At 54.3% G+C, this 16742-nt stretch carries 13 protein-coding genes and 1 tRNA gene; 11 read left to right on the forward strand and 3 right to left on the reverse strand.

All coding sequences use genetic code 11. The features are described 5' to 3' along the window. Positions 1 to 4 precede the first annotated feature (4 nt). The 9 genes from Q0O07_RS07690 to Q0O07_RS07730 all read left to right on the forward strand — a co-directional run bounded on the left by Q0O07_RS07690 (position 5) and on the right by Q0O07_RS07730 (position 12805). Positions 5 to 1408: a glutamine synthetase family protein gene (locus tag Q0O07_RS07690; RefSeq protein ID WP_295492226.1), complete on the forward strand. Its 1404-nt coding sequence runs from the start codon at positions 5 to 7 to the stop codon at positions 1406 to 1408. A gap of 142 nt (positions 1409 to 1550) precedes the next feature. Further along, positions 1551 to 1838 carry an Asp-tRNA(Asn)/Glu-tRNA(Gln) amidotransferase subunit GatC gene (gene gatC / locus Q0O07_RS07695; RefSeq protein ID WP_295492228.1) on the forward strand — a complete coding sequence of 96 codons (288 nt, stop codon included), beginning with the start codon at positions 1551 to 1553 and terminating at the stop codon, positions 1836 to 1838. A gap of 106 nt (positions 1839 to 1944) precedes the next feature. Then, positions 1945 to 3429, forward strand: coding sequence for an Asp-tRNA(Asn)/Glu-tRNA(Gln) amidotransferase subunit GatA (gene gatA / locus Q0O07_RS07700; protein WP_295492230.1), 1485 nt, complete (start codon positions 1945 to 1947; stop codon positions 3427 to 3429). Between the two features lie 214 nt (positions 3430 to 3643). After that, a complete protein-coding gene (gene gatB / locus Q0O07_RS07705; protein WP_295492233.1) occupies positions 3644 to 5116 on the forward strand; it encodes an Asp-tRNA(Asn)/Glu-tRNA(Gln) amidotransferase subunit GatB in 1473 nt (490 codons plus the stop codon). 104 nt (positions 5117 to 5220) lie between these two features. Beyond that, positions 5221 to 5305: transfer RNA gene (locus Q0O07_RS07710), tRNA-Leu, on the forward strand. 94 nt (positions 5306 to 5399) lie between these two features. Beyond that, positions 5400 to 6899 (forward strand): trigger factor, encoded by a 1500-nt coding sequence (gene tig, locus Q0O07_RS07715; protein WP_295492235.1) that lies wholly within the window; start codon positions 5400 to 5402, stop codon positions 6897 to 6899. Between the two features lie 319 nt (positions 6900 to 7218). Then, a complete protein-coding gene (locus Q0O07_RS07720) occupies positions 7219 to 7851 on the forward strand; it encodes an ATP-dependent Clp protease proteolytic subunit (RefSeq protein ID WP_295492237.1) in 633 nt (210 codons plus the stop codon). Between the two features lie 133 nt (positions 7852 to 7984). Then, entirely contained in the window at positions 7985 to 9256 is a 1272-nt protein-coding gene (gene clpX / locus Q0O07_RS07725) for an ATP-dependent Clp protease ATP-binding subunit ClpX (RefSeq protein ID WP_295492239.1), read from the forward strand. A 264-nt stretch (positions 9257 to 9520) separates the two neighbouring features. Continuing rightward, the gene (locus Q0O07_RS07730; RefSeq protein ID WP_295492241.1) at positions 9521 to 12805 is read left to right on the forward strand and encodes a TonB-dependent receptor; all 3285 of its coding nucleotides are present in this window, start codon (positions 9521 to 9523) and stop codon (positions 12803 to 12805) included. A gap of 53 nt (positions 12806 to 12858) precedes the next feature. Here Q0O07_RS07730 and mtgA read toward each other — a convergent pair whose 3' ends face one another. From mtgA to Q0O07_RS07745, 3 genes are all read right to left on the reverse strand, one after another. Continuing rightward, the gene (gene mtgA / locus Q0O07_RS07735) at positions 12859 to 13560 is read right to left on the reverse strand and encodes a monofunctional biosynthetic peptidoglycan transglycosylase (protein ID WP_295492243.1); all 702 of its coding nucleotides are present in this window, start codon (positions 13558 to 13560) and stop codon (positions 12859 to 12861) included. Positions 13561 to 13611: 51 nt separating this feature from the next. Continuing rightward, positions 13612 to 14517 carry an RNA polymerase sigma factor RpoH gene (rpoH, locus tag Q0O07_RS07740; RefSeq protein WP_295492245.1) on the reverse strand — a complete coding sequence of 302 codons (906 nt, stop codon included), beginning with the start codon at positions 14515 to 14517 and terminating at the stop codon, positions 13612 to 13614. 73 nt (positions 14518 to 14590) lie between these two features. Beyond that, positions 14591 to 15532, reverse strand: a complete 942-nt coding sequence (locus Q0O07_RS07745; RefSeq protein WP_295492247.1) for an RluA family pseudouridine synthase — start codon at positions 15530 to 15532, stop codon at positions 14591 to 14593. Positions 15533 to 15548: 16 nt separating this feature from the next. On the opposite strand from Q0O07_RS07745, the gene Q0O07_RS07750 reads away from it, so the two are divergent. Next, positions 15549 to 15956, forward strand: a complete 408-nt coding sequence (locus Q0O07_RS07750) for a M67 family metallopeptidase (RefSeq protein WP_295492249.1) — start codon at positions 15549 to 15551, stop codon at positions 15954 to 15956. A gap of 64 nt (positions 15957 to 16020) precedes the next feature. Then, positions 16021 to 16662, forward strand: a complete 642-nt coding sequence (locus Q0O07_RS07755; RefSeq protein ID WP_295492251.1) for a histidine phosphotransferase family protein — start codon at positions 16021 to 16023, stop codon at positions 16660 to 16662. Positions 16663 to 16742 lie beyond the last annotated feature (80 nt).

The raw sequence follows: 16742 nt of genomic DNA on the forward strand, positions 1-16742 counted from the left end.
CATCATGACAATCAAACGCGCAATATCATCAGCGACCATCGCGCCGCGTAGCGAGGCAGAGGCGTTTTTTGCGGCGCATCCCGACATCGATTCTATCGAGATGATCTACACCGACTTTGGCGGCGTGCCCCGCGGCAAGCGCCTGCGCCAGCATGAGGTGTTGTCCGTCTATGAAATCGGGCGCTTTTTCCCCGGCTCCATCGCTGTGGTCGATATCACTGGGCAGGACACCGTCGAAACGGGGCTGGTCTGGGAAGATGGCGACGCCGACCGTTCGATGAAGCCAATTCCGGGTACATTGGTCCGCACCCCTTGGGCCGGCGACAATGCTGCACAATTCATGGTCGATTTTTATGAACTGGATGGCCAGCCGCATGATCTTGACCCGCGCCATGTTCTTGGTCTTGTCGTGGACCGTTTTGCCGAAATGGGCCTGACGCCCGCTTTGGCGGTGGAACTGGAGTTTTACTTGCTGGATCCAAAGCGCGCACGCGATGGGTCTATCCGTCCCGCGCGGCCAGAATATAGTAATGAAGCCCCGCAGATGGTCGAAGTTTATGGCCTGCGCGAGCTTGACGATTTCCGTCCCTTTTTCGACGAATTGTACGAAACCTGCGATATTCAGGGGCTTCCGTTGGAATCGGCGATATCCGAATTTGCGCCGGGCCAGTGCGAGTTGACCCTGCGCTATAAGCCCGACGTGCTGCGTGCGTGCGATGACGCGATCATGTACAAGCGCGTCGTGAAAGCGGTGGCGCAGGCGCACGGGCTTGAGGCGACGTTCATGGCAAAGCCATTTGCCGAACAGGCAGGCTCTGGCATGCATATTCACGTGTCGATGAACGACAAAGAAGGCAATAACCTCTTCGCCGCCGATGATCCCGAAGGTACGCTTATGTTGCGCCATGCCATTGGCGGGATGATCGCCAGCGTTGGCGATTGTTTCGCGCTGTTTGCGCCGCATGCCAATAGCTACCGCCGGTTTAAGGCGAACAGCTACGCGCCGGTTGCCCCCACTTGGGGCGTCAATAATCGCACCGTATCCTTCCGTATTCCGGCCGGTCCGTCCTCAAGCCGCCATGTCGAACATCGCGCCTGCGGTGCTGACGCCAACCCCTATCTTGCGGTGGCGGGTGTATTGTCGGGTATCCATCATGGTATCACGCACCAGATTGACCCCGGCCCTGCGGTTGTGGGCAATGGTTATGACCGTGATGGATCAGGTGATGACAAGCCGCCAAGCAACTGGTTTGCCGCAGTCGACCGCTTCCACGGCTCCGCATTGTTGCGGGACTATCTGGGCGACCGCTTTGTCGACATGTTCACGATTGTAAAGCGCGTGGAGCAGGACCGCTATTTCGGACAAGTGCCCAGCATTGATTATGATTGGTATCTGCGTAACGCTTAGGATCAGGGCCAATTAAATCCAATTTGGTGCCGCGAAGGTGCATTTAACTATTGCTGCCCCTAAGCTTTTCCGTTGAAGCAATGCGGGCGCAATGCTAGCGGCACGAAGGGAGCGCTTGTCGATCCCGACCACAAGGAACACCATGTCTGTAGATAAAGATACCGTGAACAAAATCGCGCGGCTTTCGCGTATCGCGATTAGCGATGCTGAGGCTGACAAAATGGTCGGCGAGCTCAATGGCATTTTGGCCTGGGTGGAGCAATTGGGAGAGGTCGATGTCACCGGCGTCGAGCCGATGACGGCGGTCATTCCCAATAAGCTGCGCCTGCGCGATGATGTGGTGACCGATGGCGACGTGCGCGACAAGGTGCTCGCTAACGCACCAGCCAAGGAAGGCAGCTTCTTTGGCGTGCCGAAGGTGATTGAGTGATGGGTGCGTTAATTCTTTCTACTGTCGTCACCCTGAACTCGTTTCAGGATAACGCCCAACCGTCGCATGTTATCCTGAAACAAGTTCAGGATAACGAGGATTTTGTATGACCGAACTTACCAAATTAGGCGTGGCCGCTATCCGTGAAGGGGTATCCTCCGGCGCATTTACGGCTGTTGAAGTCGCTACGGCTTTCAATGCAAATGTCGCTAACGCAAAGGCGCTCAACGCCTTCATCGTCGAAACACCGGAAAAGGCCATAGATGCGGCGCAGGCCGTCGATGGCGACCGCGCCGCTGGCAAGCCGCTTGGCAAAATGGCGGGCGTGCCGATTGGCATGAAGGATTTGTTCTGTACCCAAGGCGTGCAGACAACCGCGGCAAGCCATATTTTGGAAGGCTTTGTGCCGACCTATGAATCGACCGTCTCTGCGAATCTTTGGAAGGCTGGGGCAGGGATGCTCGGCAAGCTGAATATGGACCAATTCGCCATGGGATCATCGAACGAGACCAGCTACTTCGGCAATGTCATTTCGCCTTGGCGGCGCAATGACGGCAGCAATGCTGCATTAGCGCCCGGTGGCTCGTCTGGCGGATCGTCCTCGGCAATCGCCGCGCGGCTTTGCCCCGCAGCGACCGGAACCGACACCGGCGGCTCAATTCGTCAGCCTGCGGCGTTCGTCGGCATTAGCGGCATTAAGCCGACTTATGGCCGTTGTTCGCGCTGGGGCGTTGTCGCTTTTGCCAGTTCGCTTGACCAAGCTGGGCCGATGGCGCGCGACGTGCGCGATTGCGCGATCATGTTGGAGGCGATGGCGGGCTTTGACCCTAAGGATTCGACCTCGCTCGACTTGCCCGTGCCCGCATGGGAAGCTAGCCTGAACAGCGACCTGAAGGGCAAGCGTATCGGTATTCCACGCGAATATCGCCTCGACGGTATTGACGAAGATATCGCCAAAATGTGGGACAATGGCATCGCCTGGTTGAAGGATGCAGGCGCGGAAATCGTGGACATCAGCCTGCCGCACACCAAATATGCGCTGCCCGCTTATTATATCATCGCGCCAGCCGAAGCGTCATCGAACCTTGCGCGTTATGACGGCGTGCGCTTCGGTCTGCGCGACTTGCCGGAGGGGGCTGGCCTGCAAGACATGTATGCCGCGACCCGCGCCGCTGGCTTTGGCGAAGAAGTCCGCCGCCGGATCATGATAGGCACATATGTGTTGAGCGCTGGCTTCTACGACGCTTATTACACCCAAGCGCAAAAGGTCCGCGCCTTAATCGCGCGTGATTTTGACAATGCATGGGCAAGCTGCGACCTCATCCTCGCGCCAACCGCACCAAGCGCAGCGTTTGGATTAGGCGAGAAGAACGCCGATCCCTTGTCGATGTATTTGAACGATGTGTTTGCTGTGCCAGCCTCACTGGCTGGTCTGCCTGCCATGTCGGTTCCCGGCGGTCTGAGCAAAGAAGGCTTGCCCTTGGGGCTTCAGATTATTGGCAAAGCGCTTGATGAGCAGGCGGTGCTGAACGCTGGCCTAGCGATTGAGCAGCGTTCAGGGTTTACGGCGGAAGCCAAGAAGTGGTGGTGAAAAATGTCGCAATGGCGGATGGAAAAACGATCCTCTAGATATGTTTGGGCTACGGGTGCATGGGCATGGAAGGAATGGGCCAAGTACTTTTGGACCGGCAATATGCTTCGTTCGACAGTTGATTATTACGACCTCTGGTTAAATCGTGACCGGTACATAGAGAAACACTTTACGTTGGAAGAAATCCAGCAACGCACAGAGGCGTTTGAAGAAAATGACTGAATCCACATATCGCATTCAAGGCAACACCGGCGCATGGGAGGTCGTGATTGGCCTTGAAGTCCATGCGCAGATCACCAGCGAGTCCAAGCTGTTTTCGGGCTCGTCGACCGGCTTTGGCGCTGAACCCAATAGCCATGTCAGCTTGGTCGACGCCGCTATGCCGGGCATGTTGCCCGTGCCCAACCGCGAATGCCTGCGTCAGGCGGTCCGGACGGGCATGGCGATCAATGCGCAGATCAACCGCTGGTCACGCTTCGACCGTAAAAATTATTTCTACGCCGATTTGCCGCAGGGCTACCAAATTTCGCAGCTCTATCACCCCATCGTAGGCGAAGGCGAGATTGAGGTAACGCTCAACGAAAAAGACCCGGATAGCGCGGTCAAGAAAATCGGCATCGAGCGAATTCATGTCGAACAGGACGCGGGCAAGTTGATGCATGACCAGCATCCAACCATGTCCTTTGTCGATCTCAACCGTTCCGGCGTGGCCTTGATGGAAATCGTCTCGCGCCCCGATATGCGCAGCCCGCAAGAGGCTGGCGCCTATGTCAAGAAATTACGCTCTATTCTGCGCTATGTCGGCTCTTGCGACGGTAATATGGAGCAAGGCTCCATGCGCGCCGACGTCAACGTGTCGGTGCGTAAGCCCGGCGGCGAATTGGGCACGCGTACCGAGACCAAGAACGTCAATTCGATCCGCTTCATGATGCAGGCGATTGAATATGAGGCGCAGCGTCAGGTGGACCTGATCGAAAGCGGCGGCGCGGTGGTGCAGGAAACGCGCCTGTTTGACGCGGACAAACAAGAAACGCGCTCGATGCGGTCAAAAGAAGACGCGCATGACTATCGCTATTTCCCCGACCCCGATTTGTTGCCGGTGGAACTGGACGATGCGTTTCTGGAGGAATGTCGCGCGTCCTTGCCCGAGCTTCCCGATGCCAAGCGCGCGCGCTATGAGGCATTGGGCCTAACGGCATACAACGCCGCTGTCCTGACCGCAGAGGCCGAAACCGCATTTTGGTTTGAAGATTTGCTCGCTGAAGGCGTCGATGCCAAGCAAGGCTCCAACTGGTTGATGTCCGAATTGTTCGGCGCGCTGAACAAGATGGGCAAGACTTTGGACGAAAGCCCGGTCAATCCCAAGCAAGCTGCCGAATTGCTCGGCCTCGTTGCCGATGGCACGATCAGCGGCAGCATCGCGAAACAAGTCTTCGAAATCATGTTGGAGACAGGGCAGGCGGCATCGGCTATTGTCGAAGAAAAGGGCCTGAAGCAAACCAACGACACGGGCGCGATTGAGGCGGAGATCGCCAAGATCATGGCCGCGAACGAGGACAAGGTTGCGGAATATCGCTCCGGCAAGGACAAATTGTTTGGCTTCTTTGTGGGCCAAACGATGAAGGCGATGCAGGGCAAGGCCAATCCGCAAATCATCAATGATTTGCTGAAAAAGGCTTTAGGGTAAGCAGGCGGTGCGGGGCTGCGGTGCTTTCGCCGCTTCTCCCCTTGCCCCGCAGCGGCTTTCCCGTTAGAGGCTCCCGTCGTTTGTTAAACGACAGCTTTTCGTAAGCGGGCGTGGCGGAATTGGTAGACGCACCAGATTTAGGTTCTGGCATCGCAAGGTGTGGGGGTTCGAGTCCCTTCGCCCGCACCACGAAAAAGGGGACGTTCCCGGCTGTCGTTGAACCCGAAAGCCATTTAACAGTTTTTGGCAGGCCAGCGGGTCTGTCGTAGATAGAGAAGAAAACATGCAGACCGTCGAGACACAGAATGAAGGCCTGAAGCGCGCTTATCGCATGACGATTACCGCAAAGGATGTTGAATCCCGCATTGATGCCGAGGTGAAGAAAATTGCCCCTCAAGTGCGTATGCCCGGTTTCCGTGCCGGCAAGGTTCCTGCCAATCTGGTCAAGAAGATGCATAAGGACTCGCTCCTTCAGGACGCGCTGAACAGCTCGATTCAAGAAGGCGTGCAAAAGGCGATTTCGGATAACAAATTGCGTCCAGCAACTCAGCCACATGTGCATCTCGGCGAAGATTATGCGCCGGGCAAAGACGCAGTTGTCGATTTTCATCTCGAAATCCTGCCTATGATTGCAGCGCCTTCGATTGACGGTATCGCGCTTGACCGCCTGACTGTCGAAGTGAGCGACGCGCAAGTCGATGAATCGATCCTGAAGCTTGCCGAAGGCCAAAAAAGCTTTGAAGCAGCCGACAAGAAATATGCCGCCAAAATGGGCGATAGCGTCGTGATTGATTTTGAAGGCAAGGTTGATGGCGTGCCTTTTGAAGGCGGCAAGGGCGAAGGCATGGCCGTAGAGCTTGGCTCTGGTCAGTTGATCCCCGGTTTCGAAGACCAATTGGTTGGCGTGAAAGCCAATGATGAAAAGGTTTTGAACGTAACCTTCCCAGACGATTACAATGCCGAAAACCTGAAGGGTAAGGCGGCAACTTTTGACATCGTCGTCAACGAAGTGCGCAAGCCCGTTGCAGCCAAGGCGGATGACAATCTTGCTAAGATGTTTGGCCTCGACGGCATCGACAAACTGCGTGAACTGATGAAGGTTCAGGTTGAGCAAGAGCATAATGGCCTGACGCGGACTTACATGAAGCGCCAGTTGCTGGATCAGCTTGCCGCCGGTCATGATTTCGAGGTGCCGCCGTCGATGGTCGAAGCCGAGTTTGAACAGATTTGGGCGCAATTGGAGCAGGAAGCTGCCCGCGAAGAAGATGCCGAAGCTGCGAAAAAGGAAATGGAAGCTGAGCGCGAAGAATATCGCGATATCGCCGTCCGCCGTGTTCGTTTGGGCTTGCTCCTCTCCGAAATCGGTCAAGCCAATGGCGTTGAAGTCAGTGCGCAGGAAATGAACATGCTCGTGCAGCAAGCTGCGCAGCAATATCGCCCTGAAGACCGTCAGCGTTTCGTCCAATATCTGCAGGAAAACCCAATGGCAGCCGCACAATTGCGGGCGCCGATGTTTGAAGACAAGGTTGTCGACTTCCTGTTCGACAAGGCGACCGTGACGGACAAGACCGTGACCAAGGACGTGCTGGAAGCAGCGATTGAAGCCGAACCAGATGCACAGCCTGCGGCCAAGAAAAAGGCACCTGCGAAAAAGGCGGCGGCAAAAGACGAGGCACCTGCCGAGGAAGCCAAGCCTGCTGCGAAGAAAGCTGCCCCTAAAAAGGACGCTGAAGCCGCGCCAGCCAAAAAGGCACCCGCCAAAAAGGCTGCGCCTAAGAAATAATCGCTGCGATATGCGATAAAGCAAAAGGGGGGATGCGATGCGTCCCCCTTTTTGTATCGGCTAAGGCTAAGGCGCTTTGTTGTCCGCGAGAACAAATGGCGTGCGTTTGCGGGTGTTGGATATGTTTGCGAGGACAGCGTAAATATCGATTAAGGCACTAAAAATAGAAAAAATAATCGAGTTTGTGAATGATGGAGCAGCAGCGCTCACCTAAACGCTCCAACTCATCCCCAAACTTAACCGTTTTCGTGCTTGAAACTTTGCTTGCCCACGCCGATGTAGGCGGTAACGCATAAACATAACATCTTAGAGGTATTTCATGCACGTTCCTTTTGATCCTGTCCAAGCATTGGTCCCCGTCGTTATCGAGCAATCGAACCGTGGGGAGCGCAGCTGGGACATTTTTTCGCGGCTTTTGCGCGAACGGATCATTTTCGTGACGGGCGAAGTGGAGGACAATATGGCCTCCGTCATCACGGCGCAGCTGTTGTTTCTCGAATCGGACAATCCGAAGAAAGACATCTGGATGTACATAAACTCGCCGGGCGGTGTGGTCACTGCGGGCATGGCGATCCACGACACGATGCAATATATCCGTCCGAAAGTCGGCACCGTATGCATCGGGCAGGCGGCTTCGATGGGCAGTTTTCTGCTTGCGGCGGGGGAGCCTGGCATGCGCGTTGCTTTGACCAATTCCCGTATCATGGTGCATCAGCCTTCCGGCGGCGCGCGCGGCATGGCGTCGGATATCCAGATTCAGGCCAACGAAATCCTGCGTATTCGCAAGCGGATGAATGACCTATATGCAAAATATACTGGTAAACCATTGAAGGATATCGAAAAAGCGATGGATCGCGATACCTTCCTTGAAGCAGATGAAGCAAAGGCATTTGGCCTTGTGGACGAGGTGTTCGACAAACGCCCAGCCAATGCAGAAGCGGACGCAAGCTGACCTATCGTCGATTAAATTCTTAAATTTGCCGTGATGGCATGGTCCATATTGGGCTATTGCCAAATCGGAGCGCATCTTTAGGATGTGGTTTCAATAAGGTGCGTTTGAAATTGGCGCGCAAGCAGGACATATCATGACGAAGTTGAGCGGTTCCGATACAAAAAGCACCCTTTATTGCTCCTTCTGCGGAAAATCGCAGCATGAAGTGCGCAAGCTAATTGCTGGCCCCACTGTGTTCATCTGTGATGAATGCGTGGAACTTTGCAATGATATCATTCGCGAAGAAACAAAGGGCGCGTTGAACGGCCGTAAAGAAGGCGAAGTGCCAACACCGCGGGAAATCTGCGAGGTATTGGACGACTATGTCATTGGTCAGCCGCAGGCAAAGCGCGTATTGTCGGTTGCCGTACATAACCATTATAAACGCCTCAACCATGGCGCAAAGGGCGCGGATGTTGAACTGGCGAAGTCCAACATCCTGCTTGTCGGCCCCACAGGTTGCGGCAAGACATTGTTGGCGCAGACGCTGGCTAAGACCTTCGACGTGCCGTTTACGATGGCAGACGCGACGACATTGACGGAGGCCGGCTATGTCGGTGAAGATGTCGAGAATATCATTCTGAAGTTGCTTCAAGCCTCCGATTATAATGTCGAAAAGGCGCAGCGCGGCATCGTCTATATCGACGAAATAGACAAGATCAGCCGCAAGGCCGAAAATCCCTCCATCACCCGCGATGTTAGCGGCGAGGGCGTTCAGCAGGCGTTGCTCAAGCTCATGGAAGGCACAACGGCCAGCGTCCCGCCACAGGGCGGCCGCAAGCATCCGCAGCAAGAATTTCTGCAGGTCGATACAACGAACATCCTGTTCATCTGTGGCGGTGCCTTTGCCGGACTTGAAAAGATTATTTCAAACCGTCTTGAAGGCAAGTCGATTGGTTTTGGCGCGCATGTCGCCGACCCGGACGAGCGTCGTACCGGGGAAATCCTCAAGCAGGTCGAACCTGAAGACCTTTTGAAATTTGGTCTCATCCCGGAATTCGTCGGACGATTGCCGGTAACCGCCACGCTTGAAGACCTCGACATCGCGGCTTTGGTGAAGATTCTGTCAGAACCAAAGAACGCGCTGGTGAAGCAATATCGCAAGTTGTTTGAAATGGAAGATGTCGGCCTAAGCTTCACCGATGATGCGTTGGAAGCCATCGCCAAAAAGGCGATTGAACGCAAAACCGGTGCGCGTGGGCTGCGGTCCATTCTTGAGGCAATTTTGCTGGATACGATGTTCGACCTGCCGACCTATGACGGCGTGGACGAGGTTGTGGTCGACAAGGACGTGGTCGAGGGTCGCAAGACCCCCGTTTTGGTCTATGCCAAGTCTGCCAAGGCCAGCAAAGAGGATGCGGCCTAACCTAGGGTCAGGTCACTGTGGCAAACGTGCCACATTGGCCGATAAAATAAACAAAAATGCTGCTGTGCACAATTTGGTGCAACGCAAAACTTTGCTTGTGCAGCGCACTCAGCTAATCGCGTCTCGTCCGTGGGACTGACTGTCATTTTACTGACTTTTTCAGGTTTCAAGGGGAGCGCAGGGTCCTTTTCGTCCGCGTGATTCGCACTTGTTGCGCGAGGGTGTCGAAATGTCAGAACCAGAATTTCTCAAAGGGGTTTATCTATGCAAGTTCGTTTTTATCTAGCCGCTAGCGCCGCCGCATTGTCGGTGGCTTCAGTTTTCGCCACGCCTGCGTTCGCGCAAGAGACCACTTCATCTGTTCGTGGAACCGTTGAAAGCGATACCGGCCCAGTTGCTGGTGCGACTGTTACGATTGTCCATGAGCCATCGGGCACGACATCGACAAGCACGACCGACAACTCTGGCAACTTCAGCGCAAGCGGTCTGCGTATTGGCGGCCCATTCACAGTGAGTATTAACGCAAGCGGTTACGAGACTGCTCAGGTGACTGACCTATCCTTGAGCGCGGGTGAAAGCTTTCGTCTTCCGGTTGTTCTTCAAACACAACAAGAGATCGTAGTTACCGCCTCTGCTCTTCGCGGTGCGACCGAGACAAGCACCGGACCAATATCCGCTTTTAACCGTGAAGATATTGAGGGTGTTGCGTCGATTAACCGTGATATTCGCGATGTCGCACGCCGCGATCCATTTGTAACTATTGACCTTTCGAACAGCCGTACAATTGAAGTCGCTGGTCAAAATGGCCGCTTAAATCGTTTCTCTGTTGACGGCGTTCAGTTCTCCGATGATTTTGGCTTGAATAACGGCGGCTTGCCTACCTCGCGCGGTCCTGTGCCGTTTGACGCAATTGAACAGCTTTCTGTTAAAGTGGCACCTTTCGACATTTCAGAGGGCGACTTTCAGGGCGGCGCAATTAACGTCGTTCTTAGGTCTGGCGGTAACAACTTCTCCGGTTCGGCTTTCTATACTTACACAGACGAACGTCTGACGGGCGACAAAACGCGTGATCGCCAAGTCGCATTGAAATTTGACTCAAAGCAATATGGCGGCATCATTTCGGGACCAATTGTGAAGGACAAGCTGTTCTTTATGTTTGGATATGAAAAAACGAAGGAATCGGATCCTTTTGATGACGGTGTAGGCGCTGGCTATTCCAACCAAGTTCCAGGCATAACACAGGCGCAAATTGATCAAATTAGTTCGGTCGCGAAGTCCGTTTATAGCTATGACACGCTTGGGCAGATCCAAAACGCCGTTGAAGAAGACGAAAAATACGTTGCCAAATTGGATTGGAACATAAGCGATGACCATCGCGCGTCGCTTACCTATATCCGGAACGTTGGTACGCAGCAGTTCCAGCAGAACACTTTTACGACCCCGCCTTTCGCGCTGGGATTGTTCTCGAATGGCTATGAACTGGGAGAAGAAGTCAATTCGGGCGTGTTCCAGTTGAATTCTCAATGGACCGATACATTCTCTACTGAAGTACGTGCATCTTATAGAGATTACAATCGTGATCAGACACCATTCGGTGGTCGTGAATTTCCGCAATTTGAAGTTTGTCTTGATCCGACGTCGGTGACGAACGTCGGCACTAACACCTTTATCGCTTGTGGCGGATCGCGCGTTTTCTTCGGGCCTGACGTCAGCCGTCAGTCGAATGATTTGAATACTGATAACCTCTCAATCGATTTCACCGCTCGTAAAGACGCAGGCAGCCACCAGATCAAGGCAACCTTCGGCTATTCAGAAATCAATACCTTCAACCTCTTCCTGCAACGGTCGTTGGGCGATTATTATTTCGACTCTCTTGCGGATTTCCAAAATCGCGTTGCAAGTCGCGTGCGCTTTGGTGCTGCGGTTCCGAGCTTAGATGCGAGTAACGCTGCAGCTAACTTTAAGAGCCGCGCCTATACTTTCGGTATTCAGGATGATTGGGAAGTGTTTCCCGGTCTGGAAATGAACATCGGGTTCCGTTATGATTTGTACGAAAACCCAACGTCTGTTCCGCTAAATTCCAACTTCCTGACGCGCCAAGGTTTCGCCAATACCAACACGTTCAATGGCGAAGGCGTGTTCCAACCGCGCTTTGGTTTCAACTGGCAAGCAACAGACCGCTTGGTTGTTCGCGGCGGGATCGGCATTTTTGCAGGTGGAACGCCAGATGTGTTCTTGTCGAACAGCTATTCGAACACTGGTCAGCGGACCAATGCGATCGATATTCAGCGGAGCACGGCGGCCGCAACCTGTAACGTATCACCAGCTGACCCTGCATTGTGCGCAGCAGCTTTGACTGGTGTGAACGGCGTTATTCCTGGAGCAGTGAAGACTTTCGTGGCTACCAACACGGCGTCACTGGCTGCTGCACCTGTCAATGCAATTGCGCAGGATATTGCAACTGCCCGTCAGGCACGCGCAACGCTCTCGCTCAATTACGATGCAGACCTTGGACCGCTTGGCGATGGCTGGTTATTTGGTGTTGACGCTTTGTACGGCAATGTCATTGAAGCGTATCAGTGGACCGATGCGCGTTCAGTAAGCATCGGTACACTTCCTGATGGGCGGCCCCGTTATGCGCCATTGGGCGGTATCTCCACGACCAACCAAGATTTGTTGATGACCAACGAACAACAAGGCCGCTCCTATGTTGGCGTGGCGCGGGTTTCAAAGTCTTGGGATTGGGGGCTTTCGATTGACGCGAGCTACACACGTTCAGACGTGAAAGACACCAATGCTATCACGTCTGCAACGGCAGGGTCGCTTTATTCAAACAACGCTTTTGCAAATCCAAACTTCGCTGCCTACGGCACTTCGATCTATCAGATCAAAGACCAATGGAAATTTGGCGTCGATTTCAACAGAGCGTTCTTTGGTGAAAATAAAACGCGTTTGTCCTTGTTCGGTGAATATCGTTCGGGCCGACCATACAGCCTGACGATGAATGACCAAACAAACCGCTCCGCCGTTTTCGGCACAGTAGGGAATGGTGCACGTCATTTGCTCTATGTTCCAACCGTTGGGGATACCCGCGTTTCGTTTGATACCGTAGCCAATGAAACTAAGTTCAACGACCTTGTCGGTCAGTTGGGAATTGCCAAGTATCGCGGAAAGATCATTGGCAAGAATACCCAAATGTCGCCTGATTTCTTCAAGATCGACCTCTCGTTGAGCCAAGAGCTTCCCCTTTTCGTTGGAAATTCGAAGCTGCGGTTGTTTGCCGATATCGAAAACGTGCTGAACATGATCAATAAGGATTGGGGTTCATTGCGTCAGGTATCGTTCCCACAAACGGCTGCTTTGGTCTCTGTTCAGTGCCTAAGCGCTCCTGTTGCGACAGGGACAGCGGCAGGTACTGGCGTTGCCAACACTGCTTCGACACAAAATTGTGCACAGTTTCGTTACTCCAGCGTGAACGCGCCAAACGAAGCATTGGTTACGCGTCAGTCTCTTTACGGCATCCGCGTTGGCGTGAAGGTTAGCTTCTAAGCTACCTCTAACCAAACCGAAAAACAGGGCGGGGCTTCGGCTCCGCCCTTTTTTTATGTGTAGATGCAAGCGTCGAGGCCGTCACGTTTGACGACGCGGATGCGGGCGGAGATGCTGTTGCCATAGCGGCGGGTAAAGCCGCCCACGCCGTTGACTGCCCGCTTTTTGGGCAAGGGCAGGATTGCCGCTAGGCGCGCGGCCTCTATGCGGGTCAGGTTCTTGGCGGATTTCTTGTAATAACGCTGCGCACCGGCTTCTGCGCCATAGGTCCCGATGCCGGTCTCGGCGACGTTCAAATACACTTCCATGATCCGGCGCTTGCCCCAGATCTTTTCGATCAGGAACGTGAAATACACCTCAGGCACTTTGCGTAGATAGCGGGTCCAACCGGACCCTTGCCAGAGGAATACATTTTTCGCGGTCTGCTGGCTTATGGTCGACCCACCACGCATACGGCCACCCTGCTGGTTACGCGCCAAGGCTTTTTCAATGGCGTCGCGGTCAAAGCCGTCATGGCTGCAATATTTACCGTCCTCTGCGGCGATCACTGCACGCACAAGGTTCGGCGAAATGTCGGAAAGGGGGGTCCAGTCGCGTTTGGCGCCGTTGCTGTCGAATAACATCGTCAACGTCGTCGGGACAGGGACCACGGCATAGACGGCGGTAAGCGCGACGGTGCCCCCAATGAAGTACAGTGCGCCCTTAAAGCTGGAACGAAGGACACGGGCGGAAAACGAACGCTTGGTTTTTGTCATAGCCAAAAACTAGCGCAGTGTTTTCCGCCCGTCACCTATTTTTACAGATAGTTAATATGCGAGCAGTAGCCGTTTTTCGCCCGCAATGCGCAACATAGCCTTTTGCAGTTTTTCAAAAGCGCGCACTTCGATCTGGCGCACACGCTCTCGGCTAACGCTGAAGGTCTGGCTGAGTTCTTCCAGAGTTTGCGGGTCTTCGATCAGGCGGCGCTGCGTTAATATGTGCTTCTCGCGTTCATTCAGGCTGCCCATCGCTTCGGATAACAAGGCATGGCGCATGTCACCTTCTTGTGCGTCGGCCACGCGCTCGTCTTGCAATGGCGTGTCATCGACCAACCAGTCTTGCCACTGGCCATCACCATCTTCACGCATGGGCACGTTGAGCGATGTATCACCGCCCATCGCCATGCGACGGTTCATATTATTCACTTCTTCTTCGGAGACGCCAAGGTCCGTTGCGATTTTGCGCAATGCTTCTTGGTTTAGATCGCCGTCTTCAAAAGCCTGAAGATTGTTTTTCATGCGGCGCAGGTTGAAGAAAAGCTTCTTCTGCGCGGCGGTGGTGCCGATTTTGACAAGGCTCCAGCTACGCAGGATAAATTCTTGCATCGACGCGCGGATCCACCACATCGCGTAGGTCGCGAGACGGAAACCACGGTCGGGATCAAATTTCTTTACGCCCTGCATCAATCCGATATTCCCTTCGGAAATCAGCTCGGATACCGGCAGGCCGTAGCCGCGATAGCCCATTGCGATTTTCGATACGAGGCGGAGATGCGACGTGACCAGCTGTTCAGCCGCTTTGGTGTCACCATGTTCTTGAAAGCGCTTGGCAAGCATATATTCTTGCTCAGGCTTGAGTATCGGAAATTTCCGAATTTCGCTTAGGTACCGATTTAGGCTCGCGTCCCCCCCAAGGGCAGGTATCGTAGCCGGAACATTCTTTTTAGCAGACATGTTTTCCTCTTTCACTGTGCCTTCCTTCGGGCCTCATCAAGCACCCGATGGAAAAGCGTTCCCTTCGCCACTTTTATGACTGAAGCTTGCTTAACAGAAGCTGCATGTCTTCTGGTATACCGCATTCAAGCCGTAAAGTTCCGCCGGTGATGGGATGAATAAACCCCAAAGAGGCCGCATGCAATGCCTGCCGGTCGAATTTGGCTTGATTTGGACCAATTTTATAGTGGTTTTGTCGATTAGAATATACGCCATCGCCAATGAGCGGATGGCCGATATGCGCCATGTGCACCCGGACTTGATGCGTGCGTCCTGTTTCCAGCGTGCATTCGATCATCGCCGTTTTGGCAAAGGCCTCAACCATCCGGTAATGCGTGACGGCATGGCGTCCCTTTGATTCGGGTAGCACCGCCATTTTCTTTCGATTTGTAGTGGATCGGCCAATTTGTGTGCGGACCGTGCCTGCAGGTGGTGCGGGAATGCCGTTTACGATCGCAATATATTTACGTTCGATGTCATGCGCGGCGAAGAGTTTCGCTAGCCCCTCATGCGCGGCATCGCTTTTGGCGACCACCAGAAGCCCAGATGTATCCTTGTCAATGCGGTGGACGATGCCGGGACGCTGCACCCCGCCAATGCCCGATAGATTACCCTGGCAATGGTGCAACAGCGCATTGACGAGAGTTCCATCGCTATGGCCCGCCGCAGGATGCACGACGAGCCCGGCGGGTTTATTAACGATGATCAGATGCTCATCTTCAAAAACAACATCCAGTGCGATGTTCTGCGCTATTGCTGTGTCCGGTACTGGGGCAGGGACGATAAGCTCAAATGCCTGTCCCGTCATTTTTTTGCTGCCGGCGTCGGCAAAGGGCTGACCATTGATATGCAAAGCGGCATCGGCGATCAAAGCCTGAATGCGGGCACGCGAAAATTGCGGCAGTGCGGTGGCCAGCGCACTATCCAGCCGTCCCGCGCCCAAAACGCCTGTAAATGTGGTAATTTCCCCTGACATCGCATAGACATGGGAGATGGCTTTACATTTATCAAGCAGCGACTGGCGACAACTTCTGGACTGGGCCGAAACGGCGGGGGATCATGAGTGCTGTGGTATATTGCGGGGGGCGGGGGATCGTGTCGCTGCGGTGGAGCTGGCACAGAATGTCGCGACCGATCCTGCTCACTATTTCGAAATCGATCCGGCCACATTGATCTCTACAGCTAAGGACGTGAGAAGTGGCGGAATTCCTGTGTTGGGATTTTTCCATTCGCACCCCAATGGACTGGCCGAGCCGTCCCTAACCGACGTCGCGCAAGCGGCACCCGATCAGCATATTTGGCTCATCATTGCCAATCGCGCGATCACCGCATGGCAGCCTGTGGTTGTGGCCGCTCAAGTAACTGGATTTGCGCCCGTCACCTTATTGGTCGAGGGTTGAAACACCCGCCAACTGGGTCCATGAGCGGCGGCATGACGCCAGATACCATCAGGAATTTTACATAATGTCCGAAGCCGAGATCGATTTTGCTAGCCTGCTGTGCTCGCGCTTATGCCATGACCTATTGAGCCCTGTTGGCGCGATGAATAATGGCCTTGAGCTCTTGGCGGATGAGCATGATCCCGAAATGCGTCAACGGTGCATGGATTTGCTGGCGGAGAGTGCAAAGGCGGCGGCCGATAAGCTTAAGTTTTTCCGTTTGGCCTTTGGTGCCGCTGGCGGGTTTGGCGCCGAAGTTGATCCCAAAGAGGCAAAATTGGTTATTGAACCATTGGTAACGTCAAGCGGACGCACCGCCCTTGAGTGGGCCGTGCCTGCGCAGATGATGCCTAAACGGGCCGTGAATATATTGCTGAATCTCGTTCTGTTGGCCAATGAGGCGTTGGTCCGTGGCGGGACATTGTCCGTTGCTGCAGAAGCGCGCTCCGGTGAGCAGGAAATTGTCATTCGGGCGAGTGGACCAAAGCTCATAATGGATTCGGCCATTCGGGAGGCGCTAACTGGTCAGCTTGACCGGGCAGCTGTGGATTCGCGGACGGCTGCGGCATGGATGGCGCATACACTGGCCGTTCAAGGTGGGGGCATGTTGCAACTGGCAGAGTCCGATGCGGAACATCTGGTTATCGGCGCGCTTATCCGCGTTTAAGCTTAGGGTCAGGACCACTTAAATGCAGGACGCGGCGTAAAGAGTGTGCGGACCTGATATTGCACGTCGCTCCGGACTTA

The organism is Sphingorhabdus sp. EL138, from assembly GCF_945890115.1.
In the GTDB taxonomy this organism is placed as follows: domain Bacteria; phylum Pseudomonadota; class Alphaproteobacteria; order Sphingomonadales; family Sphingomonadaceae; genus Sphingorhabdus_B.

What these genes read in the sequence shown, in the direction of transcription:
- clpX (WP_295492239.1), top strand. Translation starts at nt 7,985, where the DNA reads ATGACGAAGTTGAGCGGTTCCGATACAAAAAGCACCCTTTATTGCTCC.
- tig (WP_295492235.1), top strand. Translation starts at nt 5,400, where the DNA reads ATGCAGACCGTCGAGACACAGAATGAAGGCCTGAAGCGCGCTTATCGC.
- Q0O07_RS07690 (WP_295492226.1), top strand. Translation starts at nt 5, where the DNA reads ATGACAATCAAACGCGCAATATCATCAGCGACCATCGCGCCGCGTAGC.
- gatB (WP_295492233.1), top strand. Translation starts at nt 3,644, where the DNA reads ATGACTGAATCCACATATCGCATTCAAGGCAACACCGGCGCATGGGAG.
- rpoH (WP_295492245.1), bottom strand. Translation starts at nt 14,517, where the DNA reads ATGTCTGCTAAAAAGAATGTTCCGGCTACGATACCTGCCCTTGGGGGG.
- Q0O07_RS07750 (WP_295492249.1), top strand. Translation starts at nt 15,549, where the DNA reads ATGGCTTTACATTTATCAAGCAGCGACTGGCGACAACTTCTGGACTGG.
- Q0O07_RS07745 (WP_295492247.1), bottom strand. Translation starts at nt 15,532, where the DNA reads ATGTCAGGGGAAATTACCACATTTACAGGCGTTTTGGGCGCGGGACGG.
- mtgA (WP_295492243.1), bottom strand. Translation starts at nt 13,560, where the DNA reads ATGACAAAAACCAAGCGTTCGTTTTCCGCCCGTGTCCTTCGTTCCAGC.
- gatC (WP_295492228.1), top strand. Translation starts at nt 1,551, where the DNA reads ATGTCTGTAGATAAAGATACCGTGAACAAAATCGCGCGGCTTTCGCGT.
- Q0O07_RS07755 (WP_295492251.1), top strand. Translation starts at nt 16,021, where the DNA reads ATGTCCGAAGCCGAGATCGATTTTGCTAGCCTGCTGTGCTCGCGCTTA.
- Q0O07_RS07730 (WP_295492241.1), top strand. Translation starts at nt 9,521, where the DNA reads ATGCAAGTTCGTTTTTATCTAGCCGCTAGCGCCGCCGCATTGTCGGTG.
- gatA (WP_295492230.1), top strand. Translation starts at nt 1,945, where the DNA reads ATGACCGAACTTACCAAATTAGGCGTGGCCGCTATCCGTGAAGGGGTA.
- Q0O07_RS07720 (WP_295492237.1), top strand. Translation starts at nt 7,219, where the DNA reads ATGCACGTTCCTTTTGATCCTGTCCAAGCATTGGTCCCCGTCGTTATC.